At 74.3% G+C, this 3470-nt stretch carries 5 protein-coding genes; 3 read left to right on the forward strand and 2 right to left on the reverse strand.

The genetic code is table 11. The features are described 5' to 3' along the window. Nucleotides 1–387 (reverse strand): hypothetical protein (locus tag KBX53_RS26585; protein ID WP_210862260.1); only part of this gene is annotated, 387 nt, incomplete at its 3' end. 123 nt (nucleotides 388–510) lie between these two features. On the opposite strand from KBX53_RS26585, the gene KBX53_RS26590 reads away from it, so the two are divergent. Beyond that, nucleotides 511–1152, forward strand: a complete 642-nt coding sequence (locus tag KBX53_RS26590; RefSeq protein WP_210862262.1) for an NAD(P)H-dependent oxidoreductase — start codon at nucleotides 511–513, stop codon at nucleotides 1150–1152. A gap of 81 nt (nucleotides 1153–1233) precedes the next feature. Here the strand turns inward: KBX53_RS26590 and KBX53_RS26595 are convergent, their stop codons facing one another. Continuing rightward, nucleotides 1234–1725, reverse strand: a complete 492-nt coding sequence (locus tag KBX53_RS26595) for a type II toxin-antitoxin system PemK/MazF family toxin (protein WP_030336385.1) — start codon at nucleotides 1723–1725, stop codon at nucleotides 1234–1236. A 51-nt stretch (nucleotides 1726–1776) separates the two neighbouring features. On the opposite strand from KBX53_RS26595, the gene KBX53_RS26600 reads away from it, so the two are divergent. Both KBX53_RS26600 and KBX53_RS26605 read left to right on the forward strand, forming a co-directional pair. Further along, nucleotides 1777–2292: an NUDIX hydrolase gene (locus KBX53_RS26600; RefSeq protein ID WP_210862264.1), complete on the forward strand. Its 516-nt coding sequence runs from the start codon at nucleotides 1777–1779 to the stop codon at nucleotides 2290–2292. Nucleotides 2293–2318: 26 nt separating this feature from the next. Then, nucleotides 2319–3470 (forward strand): hypothetical protein (locus KBX53_RS26605; RefSeq protein ID WP_210862267.1); only part of this gene is annotated, 1152 nt, incomplete at its 3' end.

Raw genomic sequence — 3470 nt, forward strand, 5'->3', positions numbered from 1 at the left:
CACCGCGTGCACGGCGGCCAGCACCTCGCCGTACGCCCGCCAGTGCGCGTCGGTCATCGGGCCGTCGAGCGCCCGCTGGTCGGAGACCCACGGCACCACCGAGAGGCGGCGGCCGTCGTGGTCGATGGACAGCCGTCCGCCGACGGACCGCAGCGGCGCGGCGATGCCCGGCACCCCCTGTCCGGCCAGGTACGCCGTCACGTCCAGGCCGGCCGGGGTGCCGCCACCGCTCAGCTTGACCGCGTACCGACAGCCGTCGGCGGCCTGAGCCAGCCACAGTCGGGCATGCTGGTCAGCGCCGGAGGTGACCCGCTCCATCGTGGACAGGCGCAGGCCGAAGCCCGTTCGTACCTGTTCGGCCACCTGCCGCGCGTCGTCCTGCTCCATGCGGACACCATGCCAGCGCTCCGGCCACCGACCCAGCGGTTTTGCCGGTCGCCGGGGTGTTCTGAGACGTCCTATCCGGGTATGGGATACCGGCACCAGCTACGACCGCCGAGAGGAACCGACGTGGCGACCATCCGCGCCCTCGTACTCAACTGCACCCTCAAACCGTCGCCCGCGCCGTCGAGCGCCGACCAGCTCGGTCGGGAAGTGCTCGCCGAGTTGGCCACGCAGGGCGTGGAGGGCGAAATGATCCGGGTAGTCGATCACGATGTGCGTTTCGGGGTGTCCACGGACGAGGGCGACGGCGACGGTTGGCCGGCCATCCGCGCCAAACTGATGGCAGCCCAGGTGCTGATCATCGCCACGCCGATCTGGCTCGGTCAGCCCTCCAGCGTCTGCAAGATGGTCCTCGAACGCCTCGACGCCGAACTCTCCGAGACCGACGCCAAGGGCCGCCTCCGCACCTACGGCAAGGTGGCCGGCGTCGCCGTGGTCGGCAACGAGGACGGCGCCCACCACACCATCGGCGAGGTGCAGCAGGCACTCAACGAGGTCGGGTTCACCATTGCCGCCGCCGCGACCTACTGGGTCGGCGAGGCGCTGCACACAGTGGACTACCGCGACGCCGGCCCCAAGCCCGACACCACCGGCCGCACCACCAAGGCTTTGGCGCTCAACACCGCACACCTGGCCCGGCTCCTCGCCGACCAGCCCTACCCGCCGCCGGACGCGAAGGGTGCCGGGGTCGGCCCGAGCCGCGAATAGACCTCACCGCCAGGTGCCCCACCGCTGGGGAAGCCCGGCGCGCGGCTCGCTACCGATCCGCCCCGGCCGGACCCGGCGCGGTCAGCGCCAGCCGTAGCCGGCGCGCAACGCCTGCCCGACCCGGTCGAACCGGGGCCGGTCCAACACGGCGCCCTCCCGGCGGATGCTGTCCTCGCGCATGGTGAGCACCCGGTCCAGCCGGACCCAGCTCGGCCGGTTGTCGCGGTCCCACTCCCCCGGCCCGAGCGCGAACCAGTGCCGCTGCCCGTCGCGCTCGCTCTGGCTGGACAGCATCAGCCCGAACAGGGTCCGGCTGTGGCGCCCGACGACCAGCACCGGCCGGTCCTTGCCCTGCCGGGGGTCGTCCTCGTACGGCACCCACGTCCAGACGATCTCGCCCGGGTCGGCCTGACCGTCGCGCTCCGGGGCGTAGGTCAGCTCCCGACGCTGCAACGCGCTCACCTGACGACGGCGAGCCACCTGCGCGGGCGCCGGCCCGGTACGCCGGGGCGACGGGATCACCGCACCCACCCGGGAGATACGCGCCGCGACATTCCTCAACAGACCAGCCACGGCGGGCAGCCTACCCGCCGCCGTGGCGGGCGGGTGCGACAGACTGGCCCGATGGACGAGCTCCCCCGCGACCTGCCGATCCTTGAGCGACGTGCGGTGCGGCTGGTGGTCACCGACGGCACCGAACGGGTCCTGCTGTTCCACACCCGGGACCCGGACCACCCCCGGTTGGGCACCTGGTGGGAGCTGCCGGGCGGCGGCATGGATCCCGGTGAGACCCATCGCGACACGGCGGTGCGGGAGCTGCGGGAGGAGCCCGGCATCGTGATCAGCGCCGCCCAGGTGGGCGCGCCGACCTGGCGGCGCCGGGCCAGCTTCCTGCACCGCCAGGTACGGCACCTGCAGGACGAGGTTGTCGTCGCCGTCCGACTGGCCGGCCCCGGCCCGGACGTGGACGAGACGCACCGGCTCGACTACGAGCGGGAGGACTACTTCGGCTTCCGCTGGTGGCCGTTGCCCGAGGTGGTGGCCAGCCGGGAACGGTTCTACCCCGGGCAGCTCCCTCGGCTGATCACCCCGTTCCTCGCCGGCACGGAGATCGACGAGCCGTTCGAGCTGTGGTCGTGAGCCAGGCCGGCGGGCAGAGTAGGGTCATGACGACAGCGCTGCACGGGCCCCTCTCCGCGTACGCCGCACGGCTGCACGCGACGATCGGCGACCGGCATCACGTCGCGTCCCCGCTCGGAGCCTGGTTGTTGCTCGCGGTCTGCGCCGCTGCGGCGGGCACCTCCGACCCGGCCACCAGGGACCTGACGCACGCCCTGGGCACCGACCCGGCGGACGCCGCCGAGGTCGCCCGAACCCTGCTGGACGCGCCGCACCCGCTGGTCGGGGCCGCCACCGCGCTCTGGCACCGGCCGGGGCAGGTCAACGGGCCGGCCGCGTGGCGGGCCGCGCTGCCCACCACCACCGCCGTCGGCGTCCTGCCCGACCAGGCCGGGTTGGACGCCTGGGCGCGTGAGCACACCCTCGGCCTGATCGAGGCGTTCCCCCTGCGGGTCGGGCCGGACGTGGTGCTGGCCCTGGCCAGCGCGTTGGCCACCCGGGTGTCCTGGGCCACCCCGTTCGACGTCGCCGACGCCCGCGCACTCGGCGCCGGCAGCCCGTGGGCCGGCCAGCTGCGGCGGGCGCTGCGCAGCCCGAGCCAGGGCCACCGGTGTGCCATCGTCACCACCGCGCGGGCCGGTGACGGAATCGTGCACGCCGCGCCGGCCCGGACGACCGACGGCGCGGGGCTGGTGGTGGTCTCGGTGGCCGCCGCGCCGCAGGTGCCGCCGGCCGACGTGCTGGCCGTCGCGTACGACCTCAGCGCCGGCGCGGCCGACGGCGCGCAACCGGCCGACAGCCGATCCCTGTTCGACCTGCCGCTCGGCGATACTCCCCTGTGGACGGTCACCGAGCAGCGGGTACGCACCCGGGCCGCCGGCGGCCGCGAGGAGCGACACCACGCCGTACTCCCCTGCTGGTCGGCCCACAGCGAGCACGACCTGACCGCTGCGGCGCTCGGTTTCCCGGCCGCGTCGGCAACAGTGGCGAAGACGTTGGCGCTGCCGATCGAGAACGTCGAGGCGCGGCAGACGGCGATGGCCCGGTTCGGCCGGTACGGCTTCGAGGCGGCGGCGGTGACCGGGATGTTCGGGCTGACCAGTCTGCCGCCGGAGGGCGTCGCCCGCACCGCCGAGCTGCGCTTCGGTCACCCGTACGCCGGCGTGGCGGTCGCCTCCGACACCCTGGGCCGCCGTCGC

The sequence above is a fragment of the Micromonospora sp. M51 genome (genome assembly GCF_018070305.1).
GTDB lineage: Bacteria > Actinomycetota > Actinomycetes > Mycobacteriales > Micromonosporaceae > Micromonospora > Micromonospora parva.

Bases quoted from the DNA above. Each gene is read 5' to 3' on its own strand.
- KBX53_RS26600 (WP_210862264.1), top strand. From the start codon at position 1,777: ATGGACGAGCTCCCCCGCGACCTGCCGATCCTTGAGCGACGTGCGGTG.